Genomic DNA, 26,120 nt, shown 5'->3' on the forward strand with positions numbered 1-26,120 from the left:
GTTCCGTTCGTCGTCGTCATGCCCGGCCCGCGGGGACCAGGCCGGGTTCGCCGACCGTGAGCACCCGGTCGGCCAGGCGGATCAGTTCCGGACGGTGCGCCGCCATCAGCACGGTGCGCCCGCGGGCCAGCTCGCGGATGGCCGCCATCACCTCGGCCGCGGTGTCCGAGTCCAGGTTGGCGGTCGGCTCGTCGAGCAGCACGACCGGCGCGTCCCGCAGGAACGCCCGCGCCAGCGCGACCCGTTGCCGCTGCCCGGCGGACAGCCCGGTCCCGGCGTCACCGAGCACGGTGGCGTAGCCGTCCGGCAGCTCCGCGACGAACCCGGCGACCCCGGCGGCCTCGGCCGCCGCGTGCACGGCGGCGTCGGAGTGCTCCGCGCCGAGCGTGATGTTGTCACGCACCGAGGCGGCGAACAGGTGCGGCCGCTGCGGGACCCAGGCCACCCACCGGCGCCAGGCGTCCAGGTCGAGCTCGTCCAGGGGCGTCCCGCCGACGGTGACCCGGCCGGCGTCCGGGGTCACGAAGCCCAGCAGCACCGCCAGCGCGGTGGACTTGCCGCAACCGGACGGGCCGGTCAGCGCGACCACCTCGCCGGGCGCGACGGTGGCGCGCAGCCGCAGCGCGGGTTCGGCGCGACCGGGGTAGCGCACCTCGACGTCGTCGAAGACGATCTCGCCGGAGGCGGGCGTCCGGGTGCCCGGCCGCGGCGCCGGGGTCTCCAGCACGGCGAAGACCTCCTCGGCGGCGGCCAGCCCCTCCGCGCTCGCGTGGTAGTTGGCGCCCACCTCGCGCAGCGGCCGGTACGCCTCCGGCGCCAGGATCAGCACCAGCAGCGCGGTGGTCAGGTCCAGGTGGCCGGAGACCAGCCGCAGGCCGATGCCGACCGCGACCAGGGCCACCGACAGGGTGGCGAGCAGCTCCAGCACCAGCGAGGAGAGGAACGCGGTGCGCAGCGTGCGCATGGTGTGCTCGCGCTGCTGCGCGCTGATCCGCCGGATGATCCCGGCCTGGGCCCGGGCCCGGCCGAGCAGCTTGAGCGTGGGCAGCCCGGCGACCACGTCCAGGAAGTGGTGCGACAGGCGGGACAGCAGCCGGAACTGGCGGCGGTTCCGCTCCTCGGTGTGCATCCCGACCAGGGCCATGAACAGCGGGATCAGCGGCAGGGTGACCGCGATGGTGACGGTCGCGGTGAGGTCGGCGGGTAGCAGCCGGGCCAGCACCATCCCGGGTACCAGGACGGCGAGGACCAGCTGCGGGAGGTACTTGGCGAAGTAGCCGTCCAGCGCGTCCAGGCCGTGACTGACCAGGGTGGCCACCTCGCCGGCCGGGCGGCGCCCGGCCGGGCCGAGGCGGACCAGGTGCCGCAGCAGCCGGTCGCGCAGCTGGCTCTTGACCGCGGCGGCGGAACGGGCCGCGGCCACCTCCTGCAGCCAGGCCACCCCGGCCCGGGCGGCCAGGACCGCGGCCAGCAGCCCCCACGCCGCGTCCGCGCCGTCCAGGAACACCGCGGTGATCGCCCGGGCCAGCAGGGTGGCCTGGGCCAGCAGCAACGCGGCGTGCACGACGCCGAGCGCGACGGTGGCCGCCAGGTACGCCCGGGTGGTCCGGGCGTACCTGAGCAGGCGCGGGTCGAGCGGTTTCATGCGGGGATGTCGCTGAGCTTGAGCCGCTTGCGGAACACCCAGTACGTCCAGCCCTGGTAGATCAGGACGATCGGGGTGAAGAACACCGCCACCCAGGTCATCACCTTCAGCGTGTACGGCGTCGACGACGCGTTGTGCACGGTCAGGCTGTACGCCGGGTCGATGGTGGACGGCATCACGTCCGGGAACAGGGTCACGAACAGCGCGGCCACGGCGAGCAGCAGGGTCGCCCCGGTGGCCGCGAACGCCCAGCCCTCACGCCGGGCCCGGGTCAGCGGGATCGCGGCCAGCAGGGCGAGCGCGGCGGCCGCGGAGAGCGCGATGCCCCACCCGTCGGTGTGCGCGAGCCCGGTCCAGAGAAGGAACCCGGCCGCCACCGGCACCGCCGCCAGCGACAGCTGCGACGCCAGCCGGCCCGACTGCGCGCGCATCGGGCCGTCCGTCTTGAGCGCCAGGAAGACCGCGCCGTGCAGGGTGAACAGCACCAGCGTGGTCAGGCCGCCGAGCAGCGCGTACGGGTTGAGCAGGTCGAAGAAGCCGCCGACGTACTCGTGCCGGGCGTCGAGCCGGACGCCGCGCAGGATGTTGCCGAACGCCACGCCCCACAGGATCGCCGGGACCAGGCTGCCCACGAAGATCGCGATGTCCCAGCGCTTGCGCCAGAGCGCGCCGTCGCGCTTGCCGCGGTACTCGAAGGCCACGCCGCGCACGATCAGCGCGACCAGGATCAGCAGCAGCGGCAGGAAGAAGCCGCTGAACAGGGTGGCGTACCACTCCGGGAAGGCGGCGAAGGTGGCGCCGCCGGCGACCAGCAGCCACACCTCGTTGCCGTCCCAGACCGGCCCGATGGTGTTGATCGCCAGCCGGCGGGAGCGTTCGTCGCGGCCGACCACGGGCAGCAGGATGCCGACGCCGAAGTCGAAGCCCTCCAGCAGGAAGTAGCCGGCCCAGAGGACGCCGATCAGCAGAAACCAGACGGTGGTGAGTTCCATGGGTTCGTCCTCAGTACGCGAAGGCGAGCGGCCGGTCCTCGGCCTCGTCGCCGGTGTCGGCAGGGATTTCCGGGGCGCCGGCGCGGGCGTACTTGAGGAACAGCCCGACCTCGATCACCGCGAGCACGCCGTAGAGCAGGGTCAGCACGATCAGGCCGGTGGCCGCCTCGCCGGTGGAGACCGCCGGGGAGCCGGACTGGTCGGTCTTGAACAGGCCGAACACCGTCCACGGCTGGCGGCCCATCTCGGTGAAGATCCAGCCGAACGAGTTGGCCAGCAGCGGCATCGCGACGCATCCGATCGAGGCGATCCACAACCAGCGGCTGGTCGAGCGGCGCTCGCCCCGGTTGAACCAGAGCGCGGCCAGGGCGACCAGCATGGCCAGCCCGCCGAAGCCGATCATCAGGCGGAACGACCAGTAGGTGACCGGCACGATCGGCGTGTAGTCGCCCTCGCCGTACTCGCGCTGGTACGCGCTCTGCAGGTCGTTGATCCCCTCGACCTCGCCGGACGGGTCGCCGGTGGCCATGAAGGACAGCAGCGACGGGATCCGTACGCTCCAGACCTCCTCCTTGCCGTCGAGCGAGCCGATGGTGAAGACCGAGAACGAGGCCGACTCGGTGTTCTCGTAGAGCGCCTCGGCGGCGGCCATCTTCATCGGCTGCTGCTCGGTCATCACCCGGGCCTGCAGGTCACCGGTGATCAGCACGCCCAGCCCGGCGATCAGCACCACCCAGGCGCCGAGTCGCAGCGACGGCCGGAACACCTGCTCCTGGTTGCCCTTGCGCAGGTGCCAGGCGCTGACCGCGAGCAGCAGCGCGCCCGCGGTGAGGAAGCACGCGGTGATCGTGTGCGGGAAGGTGACCAGCGTGGTGCTGTTGGTCAGCACCGCCCAGATGCTGGTCAGCTCGGCCCGGCCGTCGCCCATCTTCCACCCGACCGGGTGCTGCATCCAGGAGTTGGCGGCCAGGATGAAGTAGGCCGAGAGCATGGTGCCGATCGCCGCGGTCCAGATGGTGGCCAGGTGCACGCGCTTCGGCAGCCGGTCCCAGCCGAAGATCCACAGTCCGAGGAACGTGGACTCCAGGAAGAAGGCGAGCAGGCCCTCCATGGCCAGCGGTGCGCCGAAGATGTCCCCGACGAACCGGGAGTAGTTGGACCAGTTCATGCCGAACTGGAACTCCTGCACGATGCCGGTGACCACACCGATCGCGAAGTTGATCAGGAACAGCTTGCCCCAGAACTTGGTGGCCCGCAGGTAGTGCTCCTTGCCGGTCCGGACCCAGGCGGTCTGAAGTCCGGCGACGAGGGCCGAAAGTCCGATCGTTATCGGTACGAAGATGAAGTGGTACACGGTGGTGATCCCGAATTGCCACCGCGAAAGGTCGAGCGAATCCACCGGGGGTCCTTTCCGCTAGTCGTCCTGACTCTTGACCAGCGGATACCTATCGATCAGGGGCAAAGGTCCCGACTGCGAACCGCGGAAGGTCCCGCCCCGAACCGGACCCGGAGAATTCCGGGATCGGAAACACACGGCGCGTAGCGTGCGACCGTGGACCTGCACACCGTGACCGAAGTCATCAGTCCCGCCGGCCCGGGTATGTGGCGGCCCGGGGACGCCTGGCTGGGTGGCGGAACGGCGCTGTTCGGCGAGCCGCGCCCCGAGCTCTCCCGGCTGCTCGACCTGCCCTCGGCCGGTTGGGATCCGCTGACCGTACGCGACGACGGCGTGGAGATCGCGGCGACCTGCACGATCGCCGAGCTGGCCGCCGCGCTGGCCGGGCCGGCGATCGTCCGGCAGTGCTGCGACGCGTTCCTGGCCTCCTTCAAGATCTGGAACGTGGCCACGGTCGGCGGCAACCTCTGCGCCGCCCTGCCGGCCGGGCCGATGATCTCGCTCGGCTCGGCCCTGGACGGGGTGTGCACCCTGATCGCGGCGTCCGGGCGGGAGCGGCAGGTGCCGGTCGCCGGCTTCGTGACCGGCGCCGGGCGCACCGTGCTGCGCGACGGTGAGCTGCTGCGGTCGATCTTCCTGCCGGCGGCGGCGCTGCGGGCCCGGACCGCGTACCGGCGGGGCCGTCTGCACCGGCACGGCCGCTCCGCCGTGCTGCTGATCGGCCGGGCCGAGCCCGGCGGCGGCCTGACGCTGACCGTGACCGCCGCGACCCGCCGGCCCCGGGTGCTGCGTTTCGCCCGGCCGCCGCACGCCGGCGAGCTGGCCGCCGCCCTGGCCGCCATCCCCGCCACCGAGTACGTCGACGACGTGCACGGCCACCCGGCCTGGCGCCGGCACCTGACCGGGTACTACGCCGAGCAGATCAGAACGGAGCTGGGCCGGTGAGCGTGGAGATCAACGGAACGCCGCACGAGCGGGCCCCCCGCCCCGGCCAGTGCCTGCGCACCTACCTGCGGGAGGAGGGCTGCTTCGGGGTCAAGAAGGGCTGCGACTCCGGGGATTGCGGGGCCTGCACCGTGCACGTCGACGGCCGGCCGGTGCACTCCTGCGTCTACCCGGCGTTCCGCGCGCAGGGGTGCCGGGTCACCACGGTGGAGGGCCTCGCCGGCCGCGACGGCCTGCACCCGGTGCAGCGTGCGTTCCTGGCGGCACAGGGCTTCCAGTGCGGCTTCTGCACGGCCGGGCTGATCATGACGGTCGCCGCACTGGACCCCGCCCAGCACGCCGATCTGCCCCGGGCGCTCAAGGGCAACCTCTGCCGCTGCACCGGGTACCGCGCCATCGCCGACGCGGTCGCCGGTGTGCCGAACCAGGCCGTCCCGGCGCCGGGCCGCGCGGTCGGCTCGGCGACCGGCGCCCCGGCCGGTCCCCAGGTGGTCACCGGAACCGCCCGGTACACCCTGGACGTCCGGGTGCCCGGCGTGCTGCACCTCAAGGTGCTGCGCTCCCCGCACGCGCACGCCCGGATCGTCGCCGTGGACGCCACCGAGGCGTTCCGGGTCGACGGCGTCGAGGCGGTCCTGACCCACCGGGACGCGCCGGAACGGCTGTTCTCCACCGCCCAGCACGAGAACGCGGCCGAGGACCCGGCCGACACCCGGGTCCTCGACGACGTGGTCCGGTTCGTCGGCCAGCGCGTCGCGGCGGTGGTCGCCACCAGCGAGGCGGCGGCCGAGGAGGGCTGCCGGCGGCTGCGCGTGCGGTACGAGGTCCGCCCCGCCGTGACCGACCCGGCGCTCGCCCTCGCCCCGGACGCCCCGCTCGTGCACGGCGACAAGCTCGACCGCAACGTGGTCGGCGAGCTGCACGCCGCGCTGGGCGACGTGGCCGGCGGGTTCGCCGACGCCGACGAGGTGTACCAGGCGACCTTCCGGACCCCGCGGGTGCAGCACGCCAGCCTGGAGACGCACGGGGCCCTCGGCTGGCTCGACGGCGACGGGCGCCTGGTCATCCGGTCCAGCACGCAGACGCCGTTCCTGACCCGCCGCGCCGTCGCCGAGCTGTACGACCTGCCCCTCGCGCGGGTACGGGTGATCGCCGGGCGGGTCGGCGGCGGCTTCGGCGGCAAGCAGGAGATGCTGGTGGAGGACCTGGTGGCGCTGGCCGTGCTGCGCACCGGCCGGCCGGTGCAGTGGGAGTACACCCGGGCCGAGCAGTTCTGCGCGGCGACCACCCGGCACCCGTTCACGGTGACCATGAAGGCCGGGGCGAAACGGGACGGGACGATCACCGCGATGCAGCTCGACGTGCTCGTGGACACCGGCGCGTACGGCAACCACGGTCCCGCGGTGATGTTCCACGGCTGCCACGAGTCGGTCGCGGTCTACCGGTGCGCGAACATGCGCACCGACGCGCGCACCGTCTACACCAACACCGTGCCGGCCGGCGCCTTCCGGGGGTACGGCCTCGGCCAGGTCACCTTCGCCGTCGAGTCGGTCCTCGACGAGCTGGCCCGCCGGATCGGGATGGACCCGGTCACGTTCCGCGAACGCAACGTGGTCCGCCCCGGCGACGACCTGACCGCTCCCGGCGACCACGCCGACGACCTGGGCATCGCCAGTTACGGCCTGGACCAGTGCCTGGCCCGGATGCGGCAGGCCGGGGCGACCCGCGACGCCGCGCCGGACGGCTGGCTGGTCGGCGAGGGCATGGCGATCGCGATGATCGCGGCCGGGCCGCCCGGCGGGCACCACGCCGACGCCACCGTCCGGTCGCTGGGCGAGGGCCGGTACGAGCTGTCGGTCGGCACGGCGGAGTTCGGCAACGGCAGCACCACGGTGCACGCCCAGATCGCCGCCGACGAGCTGGGCACCACACCGGACCGGATCGTGATCCGGCAGTCGGACACCGACGCGGTACGGCACGACACCGGGGCGTTCGCCTCCACCGGTGTGGTGGTGGCCGGGCAGGCGGTGCTGCGCGCGGCCCGGGCGCTGCGGGCCTGCGGCGGCCCGGTCGGGCACGGGCACTGCGACGGGACACCGCGGTCGGTGGCGTTCAACGCCCAGTGGTTCCGGATCGCCGTCGACCCGGACACCGGCGAGCTGCGGATCCTGCGCAGCGTGCACAGCGCGGACGCGGGCACCGTGCTGAACCCGCTGCAGCTGCGCGGGCAGATCGAGGGCGGGGTGGCGCAGGCGCTCGGCTCGGCGCTGGCCGAGCACGTCGACCTCGACGAGCGCGGCGCGGTCACCACCACCACGTTCCGGCAGTACCACCTGCCGACCCTCGCGGACACGCCGCGGACCGAGGTGCACTTCGCGCGGACGTCCGACGCGATCGGGCCGCTGGGCGCCAAGTCGATGAGCGAGAGCCCGTACAACCCGGTCGCGCCGGCGCTGGCCAACGCCCTGCGCGACGCGACCGGCGTGCGGATGACCGTGATCCCGTTCACCGCGGACCGGATCTGGGCCGCCATGCACTAGTTTGCGGGTGTGGACGCGACGTTGAGACGGCGGCTGGGCACGGGCGACGCGGTGACCGTCGGGCTCGGGGCGATGCTCGGAGCCGGCGTGTTCGCCGCGTTCGGGCCGGCCGCCCGGTCGGCGCGGGAACTGCTGCCGGTCGCGCTCGGCATCGCCGCGGTGGTGGCGTACTGCAACGCGACCTCGTCGGCGCGCCTGGCGGCGCGGCATCCGCAGAGCGGCGGCACCTATGTGTACGGCCGGGAGCGGCTCGGCCCGTTCTGGGGCTACCTGGCCGGGTGGACGTTCGTGGTCGGCAAGACGGCCTCCTGCGCGGCGATGGCGATGACCTTCGCGGCGTACGTCGCGCCGGGCTGGGAACGGCCCGCCGGGATGGCCGCGGTCCTCGTGCTGACCTGGCTGAACTGGCAGGGCGTGCAGCGCTCCGCCGCGGTCAGCCGGGTGATCGTGGCGATCGTGCTGGCGGTGCTGCTGGCCGTGGTCGTGGCGGCGCTGGCCGGTCCCGGGCACCCGGACGCGGCGCCGGCCAGCGTTGCGGCGCCCACCCCGGGCGGGGTGCTGCAGGCGGCCGGCCTGCTGTTCTTCGCCTTCGCCGGGTACGCCCGGATCGCCACCCTGGGCGAGGAGGTGCGTGACCCGGCGCGGACCATCCCGCGGGCGGTGACGATCGCGCTCGGCGCGGTGCTGCTGACGTACGCGGCAGTCTGTTTCGCCCTGCTGGCTGCCCTCGGACCCGGCGGCCTGGCCGCCTCCGCCACGCCGGTCGCGGACGCCGCGGCGGCCTCCGGCGCGTCCTGGCTGGTCCCGGTGGTCCGCGCGGCGGCGGCGCTGGCCGCGCTCGGCGCCCTGCTGGCGCTGATCCTCGGCGTCTCCCGAACCGCCCTGGCGATGGCCCGCGACGGGTTCCTGCCGCGCCGGCTGGCCGCCGTGCACCCCCGCCACCAGGTCCCGCACGTGGCCGAACTGGCTGTCGGCCTGATCGTGGTGGCGCTGGTGGCCACCGTGGACCTGCGCGGCGCGATCGGTTTCTCGTCCTTCGGGGTGCTGCTGTACTACGCGATCGCGAACGCCGCCGCGCTCACCCTCTCCCGCGTCGTGCCGATCACCGGGCTGGTGGGCTGCCTGGTGCTGGCGTTCGCTCTGCCGTGGCGCTCGGTCCTGACCGGCGCCGCGGTGGTCCTGGCCGGTGCGCTCGCCTACGCGCTGACCCGCCGCGGCGGTGACCGACCGGAGCGTTGACTCGCCGTGGCGGTGACCGGCTCCGGCGTTGACCGGCCCCGGCGTGGCCAGCCGTGGCGTGACCAGCCGTGGCGTTGATCCGCTGCGGCGTGACCAGCCGTGGCGTTGATCCGCTGCGGCGTTGACTCGCCGTGGCGTTGACCGGCCCCGGCGTAAACCGCCGGACCAGTGACCCAGCCTCCTAGGACGGCTTGGCGGAGGTGTCCCAGGTGACATTGCCGAGCATGGGGTCGCTGCTGGTCACGGGCGTGCTCGTCACCCTGCGGGCGACGCCGGTGCCGGACCGGACGGGTCCCGGCGGGTGAATCCGGCAGTCGCGCGACTGAACCGGGCGGCGGCGCGGCTGGTACCCAGGGAAGTAGTGACCGTATGCACACCTTCCGTGAGGAGCCGCCGTCATGACCTCCGCCGACCTGATCCTGATGGCGGACCGGATCCACACCCTGGCACCCGGTCCACAACCGACCGCGATCGCCGTCACGGGCGCGACGGTCACCGCGCTCGGCGACCGGGCGGACGCACGTGACTGGCGCGGCCCCCGGACCGAGATCGTCGACCTGGGTTCCGCCACGATCACCCCCGGCCTGGTCGACGGGCACGCGCACCCGGTGATGGGGCTGAGCATGACCCGGGGCACGGACCTGTCCGGAGTCCGTACCCGGGAGGAGTTGACGAAGGCCCTGCGGGCCGCGGCCGTCCCGCCCGGTGGCTGGCTGCAGGGCTTCGGCCTGGACCCGAACGCGTTCGAGGGCGCGCCGATCACCCACGCGCCGCTGGTCGAGGCGCTCGGCCCGGACGTCCCGGTGTTCCTGGTGATGTTCGACGCGCACTCCGCGCTGGTCAGCCCGCGGGCGCTGGAGATCGCCGGGATCACCGGGCCGCGCGAGTTCGCCTCCGGGGCCAGCGTCGTGTGCGACCCGCAGGGCCGGCCCACCGGGCACCTGCTGGAGTGGGAGGCGGCGATGGTGGTGCACGAGATGCTGCCCGCGGACGCGCCGGGCGACCGGCGGGCCCGGCTGCGCGATCTGATGGCCCGGATGGCGGCCAGTGGGCTGACCGCGGCCAACGCGATGGATTTCGGGCTGGACTCGCTGGAGCTGTTCCGCGCCCTGGAGGACGACGGTGAGTTGCCGCTGCGCTGGCGGTGCGCGCCGTTCGTGATGCCCGGCGACGGCCTGGACCGGGTCGTCGAGCAGCAGCGGCTGAGCGGGCGCCGGTGGCGGGTCGACGGCGCCAAATTCATGATCGACGGGACCATCGACGGCGGCACCGCCTGGCTCGACGAACCGGACAGCCACGGCGAGTCGACCGCCTGTCTCTGGCCCGACCCGGCCGAGTACGCCGCCGCGGCGACCTGTCTCGCCGGGCACGGGATCCCGCTGGTCACGCACGCCATCGGCGACGCCGGCATCCGGTTCGTGCTGGACACCGTCGCCGGGCTGCCACGCCCCCGGGTGCCGCACCGCATCGAGCACCTGGAGACCATGCCGACCGAGCTGGTCGCCCGGTTCGCCGCAGTCGACGTGACCGCCAGTATGCAACCCACGCACTGCACCCACTACACCCGCGCCGACCACACCGACAACTGGTCGCGCCGGCTCGGCAAGCAGCGCGCCGACCGGGCGTTCCGCGCCCGCGACCTGCGCGAGCGGGGTGCGCGGCTGGTGCTGGGCTCGGACTGGCCGATCGCCCCGTTCGACCCGCGCGGCATCATCGCCGCGGCCCGGCTGCGCCGTCCGGCCGGCTCGCCCGATGTCGAGCCGATCCTGCCGGGGCAGGCGCTCACCGCCCGGATGGCGCTCGAGGGCTACACGACGCAGGCGGCGGCCGCGGCCGGCCGTGCCGGCGGCGGGCGGATCGTACCCGGCTGTCCCGCCGACCTGTCGGTGTTCGGGTTGGACCCGCTGACCGCGGGGGCGGACGAGTTCGCCGAGTCCCCGGTGCCGCTGACGGTCGTCGCCGGGACGATCACCCACCGCGCCTGAGCGGGGCGGCCGTCTCGCTTCCCGCCGGCCGGCCGGTGCTGACAGAGAACGGCTGAGCCCGCTGCCCCGTCGGTTGGTGCTGGTGGTGGTTGGCCAGGCCGGGCGCCGGCTGGTGTTGGGCGCGGTTATGGGTGGTGGTTGGTGACGCTGGGCGCCGGTTGGCGGTACTCGGCTGGCGTTCGTGGTCGTCATGGGTGGCCGATTAGCGCGGTGGGCGCCAGCTGGCCGCCCGCGGCTGGCGTCGGTGGTGGTGGAGCGGGGCGGCATACGACGACGGGTGCCGGTTGGTCGGTGGTTGCGGCTTGCCGCTTTCTGGTACGGGTGAGGGCTGCGTCTTCCGGTTCGGGTTCGCGGTCCCGGTGCCGCGCTTCGGACCGCTGTGACGTCGGCATCGCGCCGTGCAGCCACGGGGCGCATGACCACGGGCGCGGAGGGCTGGATCGTCAAGGGAAGGTGGGTTTTCCCGTGGGGCGGCGGCCGCGGGCGGCTGGATCGGTCTGGACGTGGGGCGGTGTTGCGCCGGCGTCGTCAGCGAGGGCGGAAGTGGCCGGGGCTCACGCCGAGGATGCGTTTGAAGTGGCGGGTCAGGTGCGGCTGGTCGTAGAAGCCGCTGCGCTGCGCGACCGTGGGCAGCGGGTGGCCGGCCACGATGAGGCGGCGGGCGAGGTCGACGCGGCGGGAGATGACGTACTGGTGGGGGGCCATGCCGTACTCGCGGCGGAAGGAGCGGACCAGGTGCGCCGGGGTGAAGTGCAACCGGTCGGCGGCCGTGCGCAGTGGGAGGCCGGGGACGATGTGAGCCTCCAGCAGGTCGCGCAGGTCACGTGCGGCTCCGCCGTGTGCCGGTGGGGCCGGACGGTCGTCGAGCCGGGCGCGTAACCGTTCGAGCGCGACGGCGAGCAGGTCGTCGGCGGACGGCTCGTCGCCGGGCAGACGGACCAGGCGGTGCACCGTCGAGATCATCCGGCGCAGGGCGGGATCGGCCAGTGTGGGCGCGTCGACGGTGGCGCCGACCAGGCGGTCGGGAAGCTGGCCGGGCTCCAGGTAGAGCACGCGTTTGCGGAACCCGTGCGGGTTGGCGGCGGTGCCGTTGTGCGGAACGTGTGGCGGCAGCAGCGTGACCGTCCCGCCGAACGCGCCGCGCTCGTGGCGGTCCAGGTCGTAGCGCACCGCACCGTCGTCGACCAGCAGCAGGGTCCAGGTGGCGTGCGCGTGCATCGGGTACGCGTGCTCGCCGAACCGGGCGTGCAGCACCTCGGCCACACCGTCCAGCGCGGGGCGCCACGCGCGGATCGACGGGGCCGGCGACACGTCAAAATCGTACAAGACCCGCAGGTCGTGGCCCGGCCACGATCAGTGTCATGACCGGATTCACCACCAAGATCGCTGTCCTGCTCCGTGACGAACTGCTCGTCTGGCAACGCCTGAACGTCACCGCCTTCCTGGTCTCCGGGCTGGCCACGGTCGAGCCGGAGACGCTCGGCCAGACGTACGTCGACGGCGGCGACGTCGAGTACCTGCCGATGTTCCGCCAGCCCGTGCTGGTCTTCGCGGGCGGTAAGGAGCTGATGCGGGAGGCGCACACCCGGGGACTGGCTCGTGGCGTACGGATGTCGATCTTCACTGCGGATCTTTTCGCGACCGGGCACGACGCGGCGAACCGGGCCGCGGTCCGCTCGGTGCCTACCGCTGAGCTTAATCTCGTAGGGTTGGCGGTGTACGGCCCCCGCAACGCCGTCGACAAGGTCGTCAAGGGTGCGTCGATGCACGGTTGACGTCGTCGCCGGGCAGCTCCGTGCGGCTGGAAGCCGTCGCGTCGTCGCTCTCGCCGGTCGGTGGGCCGGGTCGATGGGCCGTAACCCGGGGTGGACCGGGTCGATGGTCCCGAACCGAGGGTAGGCCGGATCGATGGTCCCGGGCCGAGGGTAGGCCGGGTCGGTCGTCCGGGATCGGCGGTGGGCCGGCCGGTCGTCCGGGACCGGGGGGTGGGGGAGCGGCGTCGTCCGCGGCTCCGGGTTCAGCGCAGTGACCACCGCTGGTTGGGCTGGCTGCGGCAGGCGACCACCACGACGCGTGTGCCGGGGCGGGCGCCGCTGGACGGGTCGGTGAGGCAGCCGTTGCCCGCCGCGTTCACCAGCTCGCCGGAGCCGGTCGCCCGCCACTTCGCGGTGGTACGGCCGTCGCAGCCGGTCAGGTGGACGGTGCTGTCACCGACCAGCAGCGCGCACTTGCCCATCACCCGTAGCGTCCCGTCATCGGCAAGCGTCCACACCTGGGCGACGCTGCGGTTGCAGTCGAACACCTGGATGGTGCTGTCGTCGACCGGGATCGCGCCCGGGAGGTCGAGGCACAGGCCGTTTCCGCTGACCAGAGCGCCGGTGCCGGTCAGCAGCGGGGACGGCACGAGGCCCGCGGGCGTGTCCGGCTCATCCGGAGCGACCGCGCTGGTGGAGGCCGAAGCGGTGGCCCTGGCGGAGGTCGGGCTCGTGGCCGGTGCGCTGCTGGTCGTGGCGGACGAGCTCGCAGCGGTGCTGCCGGCGGCTGCGGGGCCGGAACCGGCGCCCCGGTCGCCACCGCCGGTCGAGCCGTCCGCGGCGCCCGGCGTCGGCGACGCGGACACGGCAGCCGGTCCGGTGACGGCGGGCAGCGGGTGGTCCGGCAGCCCGGACGACAGCGCGGTGTCCGAGCCGGGTCGCAGCGCGGTGTACCCGACCAGGGCCAGCGCCGTCGCCGCTGCCGCTCCGGCGCCGGTCAGCAGCAGCGGCCGCCGCTTGCGTCGCGGCGTTTCCGGCCCGTTCCCGGTGCCGCCCGAGAAGACCGGAAGCACCTGCGTGGGTGAGTCCGGAGCGGGGCCGGCCGGCCAGGTGGCGTCCGATGTGGCCGCCGCGTCGGCCACATCGTCCTGAACGACGAACGGACGCACCAGCAACGGGTCTCGGTCGGCACCGGAATCCTCGCCGTCCACGGACAGATCCACCCCCCGATCAGGAATCGATGAACCAACTTACCGGCAGCCGGCGGCCCGTGCGGGGACCGTTCGGCCGACCCGGGCCCCGGCCGGACCGGCCATTGCCCCGCCCGACCCGGTGATCATGCTCGTACGAGCGGTCGGTCACCTCGCTGACCAGTCCATCCCCGCACGGGGCCGGGCTCGCGACCGAGCCGGGAGATTCAGGTCACTTTCATGTCCGGTCGTCGATCGTGGATGCTCCTCTCCGCTGTTGAGCATCGGTTGCGTCCTTGCCCGGAGCCGGGGCCTGCAGACCTTGCTTCGTCGGGTCTTTGCCCCGGGCCGGGGCCCGCAGACCTCGCTTCGTCGGGTCTTCGCCCGGGGCTGGCACTCGCGGATTCGTTCAGCGTTTCCAGAACGGCTTGGACGCCGGCTCGGACGGCCCGGCGCCGAAATCCGTCAGCACCCGTACCGCCGTGGACCACTTGTCGTCCAGGGAGGCGTCCCCGCCGAGAAGGGCGACCAGGTCGCGCAGGGGTGCGAAGTCGTCCCCATCGAGCGGGCTGAGCAGCACGGTGAGCCGGCTGGTGAGGTCGTCGAGCAGGTCTCGTCGCTCGTGGTGGGGCCGGTCGGTGGCGTCGCGCAGCCGCTCGGCCTCCACCGTGGCGAGCCGGCGTACGTCAGCGATCGGGATGCCGGTGTCGTGCTGGAACGCCCGGCGGGCGCGGGTGAAACCGCGCGGCGCACCCGCCCCCGGGGCGCTACCCAGCATCGCGCCGGGTGGTGGGCCGCCGGCTGCCCGTCCCAGGACGCCCGGTGCACTTGTCTTGGCACTCGCCGGTGCGAAGCGCGGCCCGGTGGGGCCGGCCGGACCACCCGGGGCGGGCGGGAAGATTGCCGGCGGCGTGGGGGCCGCCGCGTCCGGGAACGGCGAGGCGGCCGCGGAGAGCACCATGCCCACCGGGACCGGTGCGGGCGGCTCCCAGCCGGACGGCATCTCGACCGGTTGGGTGACTCGCCGGACCTGGCCGCCCTCGTTCACCACGCGTTCGTCGACGGCGACATACGCGGTGAAGCGGCACAGAACGCCGAAGCGCAGCGACAAGTCGACGATCTGCTGCTCGAGGCCGTAGTCGCCGGCAGAATACGCGTCCTCGAGGTCGCGCAGCCGGGCCCGCGCCCACTGCTTGGTGATCGCCGCCTCGGTGCTGCGCCGCACCGCCACGGTGGTCCGGAACTCCCGGTCGTCGCGGGTTCTCCCGGTGACCGTGAGGCTGCCTGCGGCGGCGCCGGCGTACCGCCCCGTCACCACCAGCGGCACGCCGGGGTAGAGCCCGGGAAGACGGCCCGGCGTCCGGGTGCCGTCGGTCGGCGTGAACCCGTCGCCGCCGATCGTCAGGTCGGTGACCAGGGGAGCGCCGATCCGGCGGTGGATGTGCTCCATCGCCTCGTCCAGCCGGTCCTCGCTCTCCACCAGCTCGGCCCGCCCGGCGCCGAGGGTGGCCAGCCGGCCGAGGAATCCGGCGTTGACCGCGCGGTCGATGCCGATGGTGTGCAGCCGGGTGCCGCCGATCAGCGGGGTGACCTCATGGACGATCTGCTCCTCGTTGCCCACCTGCCCATCGGTGACCAGCACCAGCACCCGGTCCCGGCCGGTGCTGTCGGCGAGCAGGCCCAGCCCGGTCGTCAGCGGTGTGAGCAGCTCGGTGCCCCCGCGGGCGTCGGCGCGGGCCAGGTGCTCGACCGCGCGATACCGGTTACGGTCGGTCGCCTCGCTCAGCCCCGCCTCCAGCCCGTCCGGCCGTTCCACCTGATGGTCGAAGGTCAGCACGGCGAACCGGTCAGCCGCGGTGAGCGTGTCCACGACCCGGGCCGCGGCACGCCGGGCAGCCACCATCTTCCACCCGCCCATGCTGCCGGACCGGTCGAGCAGCAGCACCACGTCCTTCGGCCGGGGCGGCGCCTCTTCGGCGGGCGGCAGCACCACCAGCTGGTACGTGCCCGCATCGCCGTCACCGTCCGGTACCGCCACCGCGGTCTGACCGCCGGGGGAGTACGCCAGGCGCAGCACGAAGTCGCGGTCGGCGCGCTCGCCCGGGCTGATCCGCAGCGTCCCGTCCTGCTCGGAGACGGCGTGCAGGCTGGACCGCACCTCGCCCAGCTCCAGCCCGGCCGGGTCCACGGTCACGCCGATGGAGAGCCGCAACGGGTGGGGGAATCCGGGCAGCAGCACCGGCGGAGTGATGCGCGAGGCGTCGGGCACCGCGTCGGTGTCGGCGGTCTGCCCGTCCCCCGCGTACGGCGCCGGCAGCGCGTCGCCGGGGATGTATCGCGGGGCAACGACCAGCGGGAACCGCAACGTGGCCGCGCCGTCCTCATAGGGCAGCGGGCCGACCAGCCGCAGCCGGACCACGACCCGCTCGCCGGACAGGATGTTGCCGGCGCGCATGGTGAACACGTCCGGTCGTTCCTCCTCGGCGATCGACGCGCGCCGGCCGGCCGCGACGGCCTCGTCGTACTGCTGGCGGGCGGCGCCGCGCTCCCGCAGCTCGGCGGTCACCGTGCGGTCGTCGGCCGTCATCGTCATGCCGATGACGGCGGCGCGGTCGGGCAGGGGGAAGACATACGTCGCCTCGAGCGCGGTGTCGTGGGTGTTGACGAACTCGGCGGTCACTTCGGTGCGGACGACCAGGCCGCTGATCGCGGCTCGGACGTCGAGCCGGTCCAGCGGAAGGTTGCCGCGGTCGGTACGCATCGCGCCGAACCCGGACTCCGGCACGTGCCGGACGCGTTCCAACTCGCCGGGCCCCATCGGATTGACGTAGATGATCACGAATCTCTCCTATCGGTGAGCCCACGGGACGCGAGCAGGTCGAGCAGGGGCCGGGCTGCGGTGGCGAGCTCGGTGCGATCGATGTGGTCCAGGTGCGCGGCGCCGGGCACGAGCAGGATCACGCCGGCGCCCAGGGGCAGGCCGGTGAGCACGCCTCCCGTGCCGGCAGCGGGCCATCCGCCGGGTGGGTCGGACGGTGGTGGGGGCACATCCGGCGTACCGGAAAGGATGGCGCCGGTTCCCGGCGGCGCGGGAGCGAAGCCGCCGACCTCCGGGCTTTCCGCGTGGAATCCGGCCGAGCCTCGTGAACGGGAAGAGGGATCGCCGTTTCCGAGTGGGCCGGAAGGGAGGCTGCCTCCCTCCGTCGGGCTGGAGGGACAACCGGCTCCGGGCAGACCGGCGGGGGAGTCATCTCCGCGCGGACGGGCGGGGAAACCGGAGGGCCGGCCGGATGGTGCGCCGGATGGCTCGTCCGAACGTGGAGTGGATGGCGCGCCGGAAGGCGGCCCGGATCGTGCGCCGGATGGCGGCCCGGACTGCGTGCCGGAAGGTGGCGTGGATGCGGCGCCGGAGGGCGGGCCGGGCGGCGCAGGCGATGCGGCGCCGGAGGGCGGGCCGGGCGGCGCAGGCGATGCGGCGCCGGAGGGCGGGCCGGGCGGCACAGGGAATGCGGCGCCGGAAGACGGGCCGGGTGGCGCTGCGGACGGGGAGCTGGCGGCCGGTTCGCCGGGCATCGCCGGCGGCGCGCCGGTGCGGCTCTTCTGCCCTGCGCGACGGCTGATCCCGGGCGGTGGTGCTGACGCGCCGGCCCCGCCAGCCGCCGCGGGGGCAGGTGCGGGAAAGGACCAGTCGGCGGTGAGGTCCGTCGACCCCGAGGTGGCGGGTGCGGCCTTCCAGAACGGCGGCCGATCGGCCGGCGGGGGCGGTGGGGGCTCGGAGTTGAGCAGCACGGACGGCACCCGGGCGACCTCGGACAGGGCTTCCTCCGATGTGCCGGCGAGCTCGGCCTGGATCTCGGCGAGCGTGCGCCCGGCCGCCTGCAGGCGCTTGATCGCGACGAGCTGCAGCAGGTGTCGAGGGCCGTAGAGCGCGTTGCGGCCGCGCATGCCGAGCGGCCGGTCGACCAGGCCGATCGTCGAATACCACCGGATCGAGCGGCGGTCCGGCAGATCTCGGACGCGGCCGTTGGGCGCGCCGGAATACTCCGCGGCGAGCGCGATGCGCACCCGGTCGACCAGCTCCTCCATCGTCCACATGAGTGAAGCATGACACTGTCACCGTGACAGTGTCAACGTCGTCTGGCAGGATGACAGCATGCTGGATCGGTTCGGACTGGCCGGCGTAGGACTGGACGGCGTACGACTGGACGGCGTGGAACTGGACGGATGGGCACTGAACGGATGGGGACTGAACGATTTGGGACTGGATCGGTTGAGACTGGTGAGCCTCTCGCACGTCAACGACCCGGCGCGGATCAGCGTTTATCCCGGTGACCCGCCATTCGAGTTGGAGACCGTGGCGACCCTGTCGGCGCAGGGCTTCTACCTGCGCGCGGTGCGCGGCGGCGAGCACACCGGCACGCACTGGGGCGCCCCGGGGCACTTCACCGCGGGTGGGCTGCTCGCCGACGAGCTGGAACCGGCCGACCTGTTCCGTCCGGCGGTCAAGGTCGATGTGCGAGCGGCATGCGCCGCCGACCCGGACTATGCGGTCACCGTCGCTGACCTGCAGGCCTGGGAGCGGCGGCACGGCCGGATCCCGGACGAGTCTGTGGTGATCATCTGGACCGGATGGGAGGAGCGGTTCGGCGGTGACGGGTTCGACCGGCACCCCGGCTTCGCGCCGGAGGCCGTGCGCTGGCTGGTGGCGACCGGGCGGCTGGGGGAGCGCGGCGGCACCGGCACCGACGCGTTCAGCCCTGATGTCAGCACCGACTCCGAGTTCACCGTCTCCCGGCTGGTCTACCAGCGCCGCCGGATCAGCCTGGAGGTGCTGGCGCATCTGACGGATCTGCCGGCCACCGGCGCGTGGGTCCTGTGTGGCGGGCAGATCAACCGGGCCGGCTCAGGCTCGACGGCCCTCATCTATGGAGTGCTGCCACCCGCGGATCGAGCTGAGGCGGGGTGTGAGATAGCCGGTTGATCCGAGAGCGAGGTGTGAGTCAGGCCCAGGGCGCTGCCAGGTGCGGACGCTCCAGGTGCGGACGCTCCAGGCGCAAGGCGCAAGGCGCAAGGCGCAAGGCGCAAGGCGCGGGACAGGGCCGGACGCTGCCGCGTGCGCACCGATCGAGGGCCGGTGTGCCAGAAGCGGATGCTGCCACCCGCAGGTCGATCAGGGGAGGGATGTAGGGCAGGGCCCGGAACGCTGCCACGTGCGGACCGATCCGCGCCCGATGTGCGACGGGGCACCGGCTCCACCGGGCGCTCCCACCGGCGGACCCATCACGGCCGACGCCAGACGAACGCAGCGTCGACGAGGCAAGGACGACGCGGAACGGACGGGCGGGAGGACCCACATGAGGCGCGCGCGAGGCCGACGGAAACCGGCCACCCACCCACCGCAGCGCCACCCCACCCGTCCGGCGGCGACCCGCGCTACGAGGTCCCGCCCGTCACCGGGCCCCCGCCCCCGGGCTGCACCACCCCGTTCACCGTCAGCGTGTACGGCGCATACTGCGTGACCGCACCGCTCGGATCGTCCTGCGCCACGATCGCCACCACCTTGGGGAACTCGGCCAGCGCCGCCACCCGGTCGATCGGTACCACCGCGGCGCGCCGCGGCCCCAGCCCGACCAGCGACACGTGCCAGGACCGCACCGGGACCGGATGCCACTGGGTCGGCGACCTCCAGCCGGCCAGCGTGCTGCTCGGCACCCGGTTGCGCCCGATCGTGATCGCGCCGATGTGCCAGCCGCCCTGGTTGACCGCGGCGTCGGTGACGTACCGGAAGCCCAGCAGCACCTTCTTCCCGGCGTACGCGGTGAGGTCGTAAGCGACTTTGACGCCGGCGGCCAGGCCGGTCAGGCCCGGGCCGAGCGGCCCTTTGACCGTGCTGTCGCCGCCCACCATCTGGTACGTCTTGCCGCCGTCGGCGGAGATCGTCACGTAGCCGTAGTCGAACTCCTTCTCCAGGCCGTAGCTGGTGGTGAAGCGCAGCACCGGGTCGTCGGCCGGCACCTCGACCTGTCGTGCCGCGGTCTCGTCGGTGCTGGCGGTGTTGCCGGAGAACAGCATCCGCGCGTCGATTTTCCAGGCCAGCGGGGTGGGCGGCAGCGTGCGGGCCCCGCTGAAGGTGACCGTGGTGAGCTTGCCGCGCGGCAGCCGGATGAAGTCGGCCCCGTTGGGCGCCGCGCCGGGTTTGTCGTACGACGCCTTGTTGTCCAGGTTGACCGTGGAGCGCAGCCCGGCCGCGGTCACCCGGTCGCGGGCCACGCCGGTGATCGTGCCGCCGGGCGCGCCGACCTCCTTGTCCACCAGCGTCATCACCTGGAAGTCGTGCAGCACGTCGGTGAGTCTGACGCCGCTGGGCAGCGCCGCCTGCAGCGACTCCAGTGAGTGGCGTTTCTTGTCGCGATGCAGTGTGGAGAGCACCGCGGCGCCGAACCGGTCGCGCAGGTAGATCATCAGCTGATAGGTGATGCCGTAGTCGGCGAGCACCTCGTTCGGTTCGCCCTCGGCCCACAGGTTCAGCGAGTTCTGCGCGCCGCCGCATTCGCGCGGGTTGGCGTTGTAGAGCGTCTTGACGTTGCCGAACCCCTGGTAGCACGCGATGTGGCTGTCGTAGCCACGGTGGTGGACGCTCAACCGGGTGTCGACGTAACCGACCAGCGTCTGCGCGTAGTCGGACAGGCCCTCGTTGAGCCATTCGACCTCGTCCGGGTCGGCGTAGTACTCCAGCAGGTGCTGCCACTCGTGGGCGAAGGTGCCCTCGTACATGCGGGGGCGGGCCGGGCGGCTGGTGCACAGGTCGTCGGTCGGCTCGTTCTTCGGCTCGGCGCCCAGCCGGTGCGTCCAGTCGTAGGCGTCGATGGTCATCACGTTGCGGTCGAACAGCTCGTTGAGCTGCGCGGAGAAGAACCCCGCGATGTACGTCGGGCGTTGCGGGAAGTGGTAGAAGTTGTCGTCGCGCACGTTGTCGACCAGGGTGACCGTCTTGTCGCCGTCGCCGGTGAAGTCGCCCTCCATCGCCGCGTCGGCGCCCGAACGGTCCGGCGGCGTGCTGAACGCGGCGGTCTCCTTCGGGTAGATGGTGTTGTCGAACTCGCTCGCCAGGGCCGCCACCTGCGCGTCGGTCACCTCGACGGCGTTCTTGCGGCAGTCGTCGGCCGGGAACGCGATGTCCTGGGCGACCCACACCTCGATGTGCTTGCCGACCGCGCGCAGCGTGTAGTCCTTGCGGTAGAGGTCGCCCTCGGTGTCGTCCAGCCCGACCCAGCTGCGCACCGTGCCGACCGGCGGGGTCGCCGCGGGCGCGCGGCGGGCGCTGGGTTGCGGCCGGTATCGCGCCGCCGGCAGGGCCTTCCCGGCCAGGCTCAGCCGGGTACGCCGCAGCTTGCGGCCGTCGGGGTCCGGCAGCCTCGCGGCCCGCCCGCCGGCCGTGGTGGTGTCCGCCGGCGGCGTTCCGCCGAGCCCGCCGGTTCGGGCCGACGGCGTCCCGGCAGGTCCGCCGCGGCCGGTGTCGGCTGCCGGCAGCGCGCCGGCGTGCCCGCCCGCGGCGGGGCCGGACGCCGGCTGCTGTGCCTCGGCCGGGCTGGTGAGGAGCGGGGTCATGGCCACGATTGCGGCGAAGCAGGCAAATCCGGTGCGATTCACGAAGCGGACGTTACCCTCCTAACAGGGCGTCCGGTACCAAAACGCGCATTAGCCCATGAACCATCCACCGATCCCGCCGTTGCGGCGGGCGGGCCGCGCGGCTTCGCGGCCTCGCGGCGAGCTCACTCGAACAGGCTGTGCCGCTTGCCGCCCTCGGCGCGCCGGCGGGCCCGGCGGCGCAGCTGGATCACCACGATGTCGATCATCGCCACCGCCGCCCAGGCTGCCAGCAGCCAGCCCGGCACGGTCCAGCCGGCGCGGAACAGCAGCGCCGCCAGCGCCGCGCAGACCACCAGGCCGAAGGCGGCGAGCAGGAGCCGGAGGTTGAGCGGACTGTACGGCTCCTCGACGGTGCCGCGGCGGCCTGAGGGTTGCGGGCCGATGGGCATAGGCACGAATCTACCCGTGTCGGGCGCACCGGAAACAAGCCACCCCAAGATCGGGTAACTTCGATATCTTCGGCCTCTTGGCACTGATCCGCTGTGGACAGGAGAGGCCGTGTCGGAGACGGGGCGCACCGAGCAGAACACCCGCAAACTCGGCACCTGGTCGGTGTTCGTCATCGCGGTCTCCGCGATGACGCCACTCACCGTCGTGGCCGGGGCGCTTCCCCTCGGGTACGGGGAGGTGAAGGAGAAGGGCATCCCGGTCGCGTACGTCCTGGTGGCCGCGGTGCTGGCGATCTTCACGGTCGGGCTCACCGCGATGGCGCGGCACGTGCCCAACAGCGGAGCCTTCTACGCGTACGCGGCCAAGGGCCTGACCCGCCCGGCCGGCGTCGGCACCGCGCTGATCGCGCTGCTGGCCTACAACGCCATGCAGATCGGGCTGTACGGGGCGTTCGGCGTGGCCGCGCACAACGCGGCGGCGATCTTCGGGTTGGAGATGTCCTGGATCGTCTGGGCGCTGCTGGGCTGGGTGGCGATCACCGGTCTCGGGCTGCGGCGCATCGACGTCAACGCCCGCGTCCTGACCGTCCTGGTCGGTGCCGAGGTGCTGATCGTGCTGGTGCTCGACGCGGTCATGGTGGGCCATCCGGCCGGCGGCTCGGTCACCTTCGACACCGTCAACCCCGCGCTGATCGCCACCGCCGGCGGGGTGTCGCTGCTGGTCGGCGCGGTCGCCGGGATGGTCGGCTTCGAGGCGCCGCTGGTGTACGCGGCGGAGGCCCGCGACCCGCGCCGTACGGTCGCCCGCGCGATCTTCATGACGCTGGGCGTCGCCGCGATCCTGTACGGCGGGTCCGCCTGGGCGATGTCCGTGGTCGCCGGGCCGGACCGGATCGTCGAGGTCGCCGCCGAGTACCTCAACGACCTGTTCTTCGTGCTGCCCGACCCGTACCTGCCGGCCGCGATCACCGACCTGGCCCGGGTGTTCTTCGCGACCAGCCTGTTCGCCGCGATGCTCGCCTTCCACCACACGGTCGCCCGGTACGCGCTGACCGTCGCCCGCGAGGGCGTGCTCCCGCCGGCGCTGGCCCGCACCCGTGACGACGTGCCGGTCGCCGCCTCACTGGCCCAGTCCGGGCTGGCCCTCGTGGTGCTGCTGGTCTTCGCGGCGCTGGTGCTGAACCCGACGACCGACCTGTTCTTCTTCGGTACGGTCTCCGGCGGCCTCGGCGTGCTCGCCCTGATGACCATCGCGTCACTCGCGGTGCTGCGGTTCTTCCGGCGCGACCCGCACGGCGAGACGCGCTGGCGCCGCTCGGTGGCGCCGTGGATCGCGACGGTCTTCCTGGTGCTGATGCTGCTGCTGTCGGTGGCGTTCTTCGGCGACCTGCTGGACTCCGACAACCCGGTCAAGGTGTGGCTGCCGCCGCTGGCCTTCCTGCTGCTGTTCGTCGGCGGCGTCGGCTGGGGCCGCCGGCTGCGCCGGGACCGCCCGGCGGTGTATGCGGCGATCGGCGGCGGACTGCCGCCCGAGGGCGCGCCGGCCGCCGCCGGGGCGGACTCCGATCACCGAGGGTGACCCGGCGCGCGGCCCGGTGCGGTCGGCCGCCCGGCCGGTCGGCGCTCGCCGCAAACGCCGGACGGGCCGGGCCGCCCGGTGGCCGGCGGGAGCCGTCAGGCCCGTCGATACCGGCCACCCGGCTGTCGGCCGCCCCCGTGCCGAGCCTTATGATCTTGGTGTTCACGCGACTCACACCGCTGAACATCCGGCAGTTGTCGTGCGACCCAAGAAGTCCTGCGGCACCGAGTCGGCTGATCCGCCGGTGCCCCCGGCATCCGAACCCACCAGTCGGGCCCGGCGGATCCGCAAACTTCCGGCCGCGTCGAACGGCCGGCGCCTGGGCGGCGCGCCGTCGCCGCCCAGGACGTCACCGAGCGTGAGCACTCCGGGGCCAGAGCGGCTCGGTGGCATGCCGCTGCGCGTCGCGCAGCGCCCGCAGCACGTTGCCGTGCGCCAGTTTCCGCAGATCGCCGTCCGGCCAGCCGCGCGCCCGCAACTCGGCGAGCAGGTTCGGGTAGCCCGCGACGTCGGCCAGGCCCACCGGGACGTCCGGCGTGCCGTCGAAATCGCCGCCCAGCCCCACGTGATCGACACCGGCCACCGCGCGGGCGTGCTCGACGTGGTCGGCCACGTCCGAGACGGTCGCCTCCGGCCGCGGATTGGCCGCCAGCCAGGCCCGGAACGCCGGCTGCGCCCGCTGGTCGACGACCCGGGCCCGCGGCGGGTCACCCTCCCCGGCCCGGGGGCCGCGCGGCCAGTCGTCCTCGATCGGCGGCAGGCCCAGGCGCTCCCACTCGGCGTCCGCCGCCCGCTGCCACCGCAGCACGGCCGCCGAGACGAACGGCGCGACGAACGTCAGTTGCACCACCCCGCCGTTGCCGGGCAGCCGCTGCAGCACGTCGTCGGGCACGTTGCGGGGATGGTCGGTGACCGCCCGGGCCCCGGAATGGCTGAAGATCACCGGTGCGGTGGCCTCGTCCAGCGCGGCGTGCATGGTCTCCGCCGCGACGTGCGACAGGTCGACGAGCACGCCCAGGCGCTGCATCTGCCGTACCAGCGCACGCCCCTCGGCCGTCAGGCCGCCCACCAGCGGATCCTGCGCCGCGGAGTCGGCCCACGCCGTGTGGTGGTTGTGGGTGAGCGTCACGTAGCGCACGCCGAGCCGGGCGAAGGACCGCAGCACGCCGGGTGACCGCGCCAGGCAGTGCCCGCCCTCGATGCCGATCAGCGAGGCGATCCGCCCCTGAGCGACGATCCGTTCCACGTCGTCGGCGGTGTACGCCGCGGCCAGCTCCCCGGGATACGCCGCGAGCAGCCGGTACACCAGGTCGATCTGCTCCATGGTGTGCGTGACCGCCTCCGGCTCGGGCAGCGCGGACGGCACGTAGACGGACCAGAACTGCGCGCCCACCCGGCCGGCGCGCAGCCGCGGCAGATCGGTGTGCAGCTCCGGACGTGCCCGGTCGAGCGCCGCGACGTCCGAACCGTGCGCCTCGCGCAGGCGCATCGCCAGGTCATTGTGCCCATCGAAGATCCACATGTGCTCTGGCTACCGGCGCGACGCCCGTCGGGCAAGCCCGACACCCGCAACCTGCCCGCACCGGCACGGGCACTAGGCGTGCACCGTACGACCCGGAATCTCTTTCACATGCCCGGCGGGACACGCCGCCGGACAGGTGCCCGGCGGGACGAACCCGCTGGACAGATCTCGGGGGAGATTTCATCGTGAAGCGCTCGACGCTGCGTAAGACCGTACTGACGCTGACCGCTCTCGTCGCCGGATTCGGCGCCGCGACGGCCACGCCGGCACAGGCCGCGCAAGCCGCCGACGCCGGGTGCAGGACCGGCGCCAAGCTGGTCCCGACCTGTGGTGTTCTCTGGGGCGGCGCCGCCGGTGGATTCACCAGCGCGCCGCGCGACAAGGCACTGAAGGACTGGGAGAAGGCGAGCGGCCGGACCGCCACCATCTTCCACCAGTACCACAAGGGCAACGAGCCGTTCCCGACCAAGGCCGAGATCGCGATGACCGAGGACGCCGCGCACCCCCGGGTGCTGCTGGAGAACTGGAAGATCGCGTACGGCTCGACCTGGGCCAAGGTCGCCAAGGGCGAGCAGGACAAGCGGATCGACGCGTTCGCGGCGCGGGCCAAGGCGTACGGCAAGAAGTTCTTCCTGGCCCTCAACCACGAGCCGGAGAACGATGTGGTGGCGCGGGCCGGCTCCGGCATGCAGGCCAAGGACTTCGCGGCGATGTACCGGCACACCATCGAGCGGCTGCGCGCCAAGGGCGTGACGAACGTGGTCAACGTGCTGGCGTACATGGGCAACGAGAAGTGGATGGCGCAGTCCTGGTGGAAGGACCTCTACCCCGGTGACGACGTCGTCGACTGGGTCGGCCTGGACTCGTACGTCTCGGTGGAGAAGGGCTACTACCACTTCGGCGACTTCGGTGACCTGCTCGACCGCAAGCCCAAGGGCGGCGCGCTCGGCTTCTACGACTGGGCCACCACCAAGCACGCCAGCAAGCCGCTGATGATCGCCGAGTGGGGCGCGTACCACCGCGTGGGCAAGCGTGCCGACAAGTCGTTCGTCTACGACAGCGTGCTGGCCGAGCTGAAGAAGCGTCCCGCGATCAAGGCGATCGTGCACTTCGACACCAAGCACGACGACGAGGGCGACCGCGACATCAGCATCGACAGCACCAGCTCCTCGCTGTCGGCGTTCCGCAAGCTGGCCGCCAACCCGATCTTCAACGTGAAGCTCGGCTGAGACTCAACTCTCCCCCTGAAAGGAAGCGCCGCCCGGGTCCCCCGCCCGGGCGGCGCTTTCGTTGT

18 protein-coding genes are annotated in these 26,120 nt (G+C 73.2%); 8 read left to right on the forward strand and 10 right to left on the reverse strand.

What is annotated here, in order from left to right:
• Nucleotides 1-16: 16 nt before the first annotated feature.
• Genes cydD through ACTEI_RS12845 form a run of 3 tightly spaced genes read right to left on the reverse strand, consistent with a single transcriptional unit; the run spans nucleotide 17 to nucleotide 4,036 of the window.
• Entirely contained in the window at nucleotides 17-1,645 is a 1,629-nt protein-coding gene (cydD, locus tag ACTEI_RS12835) for a thiol reductant ABC exporter subunit CydD (RefSeq protein WP_122977869.1), read from the reverse strand.
• Nucleotides 1,642-2,637, reverse strand: coding sequence for a cytochrome d ubiquinol oxidase subunit II (gene cydB, locus ACTEI_RS12840; protein WP_122977870.1), 996 nt, complete (start codon nucleotides 2,635-2,637; stop codon nucleotides 1,642-1,644). The genes cydD and cydB overlap by 4 nt, the downstream gene beginning before the upstream one ends.
• Nucleotides 2,638-2,647: 10 nt before the next feature.
• Complete coding sequence (locus ACTEI_RS12845; protein WP_122977871.1) at nucleotides 2,648-4,036, reverse strand: cytochrome ubiquinol oxidase subunit I; 1,389 nt, start codon at nucleotides 4,034-4,036, stop codon at nucleotides 2,648-2,650.
• 153 nt (nucleotides 4,037-4,189) lie between these two features.
• On the opposite strand from ACTEI_RS12845, the gene ACTEI_RS12850 reads away from it, so the two are divergent.
• From ACTEI_RS12850 to ACTEI_RS12865, 4 genes are all read left to right on the forward strand, one after another.
• On the forward strand, nucleotides 4,190-4,978 hold the full coding sequence (locus tag ACTEI_RS12850; protein ID WP_122977872.1) for an FAD binding domain-containing protein: 789 nt from the start codon (nucleotides 4,190-4,192) through the stop codon (nucleotides 4,976-4,978).
• Nucleotides 4,975-7,518 carry a molybdopterin-dependent oxidoreductase gene (locus ACTEI_RS12855; protein WP_122977873.1) on the forward strand — a complete coding sequence of 848 codons (2,544 nt, stop codon included), beginning with the start codon at nucleotides 4,975-4,977 and terminating at the stop codon, nucleotides 7,516-7,518. Before ACTEI_RS12850 ends, ACTEI_RS12855 begins: the two co-directional genes overlap by 4 nt.
• 72 nt (nucleotides 7,519-7,590) lie before the next feature.
• Nucleotides 7,591-8,757 (forward strand): APC family permease, encoded by a 1,167-nt coding sequence (locus tag ACTEI_RS12860; protein WP_122982107.1) that lies wholly within the window; start codon nucleotides 7,591-7,593, stop codon nucleotides 8,755-8,757.
• A 398-nt stretch (nucleotides 8,758-9,155) separates the two neighbouring features.
• Nucleotides 9,156-10,742: an amidohydrolase gene (locus tag ACTEI_RS12865; RefSeq protein WP_122977874.1), complete on the forward strand. Its 1,587-nt coding sequence runs from the start codon at nucleotides 9,156-9,158 to the stop codon at nucleotides 10,740-10,742.
• A 528-nt stretch (nucleotides 10,743-11,270) separates the two neighbouring features.
• On the opposite strand, the gene ACTEI_RS12870 is transcribed toward ACTEI_RS12865, so the two are convergent.
• A complete protein-coding gene (locus ACTEI_RS12870; protein ID WP_122977875.1) occupies nucleotides 11,271-12,053 on the reverse strand; it encodes a helix-turn-helix transcriptional regulator in 783 nt (260 codons plus the stop codon).
• A gap of 50 nt (nucleotides 12,054-12,103) precedes the next feature.
• Between ACTEI_RS12870 and ACTEI_RS12875 the strand changes: the two genes are divergently transcribed.
• Nucleotides 12,104-12,517: a DUF2000 domain-containing protein gene (locus tag ACTEI_RS12875; RefSeq protein ID WP_122977876.1), complete on the forward strand. Its 414-nt coding sequence runs from the start codon at nucleotides 12,104-12,106 to the stop codon at nucleotides 12,515-12,517.
• Between the two features lie 242 nt (nucleotides 12,518-12,759).
• Here the strand turns inward: ACTEI_RS12875 and ACTEI_RS12880 are convergent, their stop codons facing one another.
• From ACTEI_RS12880 to ACTEI_RS38925, 3 genes are all read right to left on the reverse strand, one after another.
• The gene (locus ACTEI_RS12880) at nucleotides 12,760-13,719 is read right to left on the reverse strand and encodes an RICIN domain-containing protein (protein WP_122977877.1); all 960 of its coding nucleotides are present in this window, start codon (nucleotides 13,717-13,719) and stop codon (nucleotides 12,760-12,762) included.
• A gap of 376 nt (nucleotides 13,720-14,095) precedes the next feature.
• Complete coding sequence (locus tag ACTEI_RS12885; protein WP_122977878.1) at nucleotides 14,096-16,525, reverse strand: VIT domain-containing protein; 2,430 nt, start codon at nucleotides 16,523-16,525, stop codon at nucleotides 14,096-14,098.
• Nucleotides 16,522-17,781 carry a helix-turn-helix domain-containing protein gene (locus ACTEI_RS38925; RefSeq protein WP_280525899.1) on the reverse strand — a complete coding sequence of 420 codons (1,260 nt, stop codon included), beginning with the start codon at nucleotides 17,779-17,781 and terminating at the stop codon, nucleotides 16,522-16,524. The genes ACTEI_RS12885 and ACTEI_RS38925 overlap by 4 nt, the downstream gene beginning before the upstream one ends.
• Before the next feature lie 58 nt (nucleotides 17,782-17,839).
• Here ACTEI_RS38925 and ACTEI_RS12905 point away from each other — a divergent pair, with 58 nt between their 5' ends.
• Nucleotides 17,840-18,667, forward strand: coding sequence for a cyclase family protein (locus ACTEI_RS12905; RefSeq protein WP_122977880.1), 828 nt, complete (start codon nucleotides 17,840-17,842; stop codon nucleotides 18,665-18,667).
• Between the two features lie 452 nt (nucleotides 18,668-19,119).
• Here ACTEI_RS12905 and ACTEI_RS12910 read toward each other — a convergent pair whose 3' ends face one another.
• Both ACTEI_RS12910 and ACTEI_RS12915 read right to left on the reverse strand, forming a co-directional pair.
• The gene (locus ACTEI_RS12910) at nucleotides 19,120-21,294 is read right to left on the reverse strand and encodes an immune inhibitor A domain-containing protein (RefSeq protein WP_239082600.1); all 2,175 of its coding nucleotides are present in this window, start codon (nucleotides 21,292-21,294) and stop codon (nucleotides 19,120-19,122) included.
• A 164-nt stretch (nucleotides 21,295-21,458) separates the two neighbouring features.
• Nucleotides 21,459-21,725: a hypothetical protein gene (locus ACTEI_RS12915; RefSeq protein WP_122977882.1), complete on the reverse strand. Its 267-nt coding sequence runs from the start codon at nucleotides 21,723-21,725 to the stop codon at nucleotides 21,459-21,461.
• Between the two features lie 109 nt (nucleotides 21,726-21,834).
• Between ACTEI_RS12915 and ACTEI_RS12920 the strand changes: the two genes are divergently transcribed.
• Nucleotides 21,835-23,304, forward strand: coding sequence for an APC family permease (locus ACTEI_RS12920; protein WP_239082599.1), 1,470 nt, complete (start codon nucleotides 21,835-21,837; stop codon nucleotides 23,302-23,304).
• Between the two features lie 349 nt (nucleotides 23,305-23,653).
• Here the strand turns inward: ACTEI_RS12920 and ACTEI_RS12925 are convergent, their stop codons facing one another.
• Complete coding sequence (locus tag ACTEI_RS12925) at nucleotides 23,654-24,826, reverse strand: dipeptidase (protein WP_122977883.1); 1,173 nt, start codon at nucleotides 24,824-24,826, stop codon at nucleotides 23,654-23,656.
• Between the two features lie 185 nt (nucleotides 24,827-25,011).
• Here ACTEI_RS12925 and ACTEI_RS12930 point away from each other — a divergent pair, with 185 nt between their 5' ends.
• On the forward strand, nucleotides 25,012-26,055 hold the full coding sequence (locus tag ACTEI_RS12930; protein ID WP_122977884.1) for a glycosyl hydrolase: 1,044 nt from the start codon (nucleotides 25,012-25,014) through the stop codon (nucleotides 26,053-26,055).
• The last annotated feature ends 65 nt before the right edge of the window (nucleotides 26,056-26,120 follow it).

The organism is Actinoplanes teichomyceticus ATCC 31121 (assembly GCF_003711105.1).
GTDB lineage: Bacteria > Actinomycetota > Actinomycetes > Mycobacteriales > Micromonosporaceae > Actinoplanes > Actinoplanes teichomyceticus.